1 pseudogene is annotated in these 900 nt (G+C 66.7%); it reads left to right on the forward strand.

The annotated features are described in order from the left end of the window. Positions 1–251 precede the first annotated feature (251 nt). Positions 252–900: pseudogene (locus HMPREF9440_RS11825) on the forward strand (bifunctional [glutamate--ammonia ligase]-adenylyl-L-tyrosine phosphorylase/[glutamate--ammonia-ligase] adenylyltransferase); the annotation flags it as partial.

Below are 900 nucleotides of genomic sequence, written 5' to 3' on the forward strand. Positions count from 1 at the left end.
GATGTGTTCAGGTGTCACGGGCGTCCTGGCGACGGTGGAGGAGAGCGCTTCCTGCGTGAAAAACGCAACGTTGGCTGAGACTGAAAATTTTAACGAAGACGCTCCCAAAACGGATGCGCCGCAGGCGAACGCAATGCGTGAACGAAGGTTTCGCGTCCGTACAATGGTTTCATGAGCGGCTTCCGGGCCGCTCTTTGTCCGACCCGGGGGACCCAGCTCCCCAAAAAGCGACCATTCCAGGACGACGTGCCATGACCGATGCGTTTCCGATCATTCACCCCCAAAAACTCCGCCCCGAAGACGTGCCCGCGCACTCGCCCTTCGTCGAGCGCGCGCTCCGGGCGGCGGCGCCGGGGGACGAGGCGAAGCGCGCCGAGGTGCTCGGGCGGCTCGCCTCGACCGTTTGGACGCGGGAGGCTCTGGAGGCCGCCCTCTCGGGTCTCACCGACACGACCGCCCTCGGGATGAAGCTTCGGATGATCCGCCGCGAACTCGTCGCGGGGTTGGCGGTGCGGGACGCGTCGGGTCTGGGGGACTACGAGGAAGTCGTCCGCGTGATGAGCGACTTCGCGGAAGTCTCGGTCGACGCGATGGTGCGGGCCCACACCCGGGAGCTCGCCGCGCGCCACGGCGTCCCCTGCGACCCCGAAGGGAACCCGATGGACCTGATGGTGGTCGGGATGGGGAAGTTGGGCGGACGGGAGTTGAACGTCAGTTCCGACATCGACCTCATCTTCCTCTACTGGACCGAAGGTGAGACGCGCGTGACGCCCGACACCCCCGACGCCCGCCGCACGCTCACCGCGCAGGAATTCTTCGAGCGGCTCGCGCGCCGCGTGATCAACGGCTTGAACGACGTCGAGGGCCCCGGCTTCGTCTTCCGCGTCGACATGCGGCTGC

Source organism: Sutterella parvirubra YIT 11816, from assembly GCF_000250875.1.
In the GTDB taxonomy this organism is placed as follows: Bacteria; Pseudomonadota; Gammaproteobacteria; order Burkholderiales; family Burkholderiaceae_F; genus Sutterella; species Sutterella parvirubra.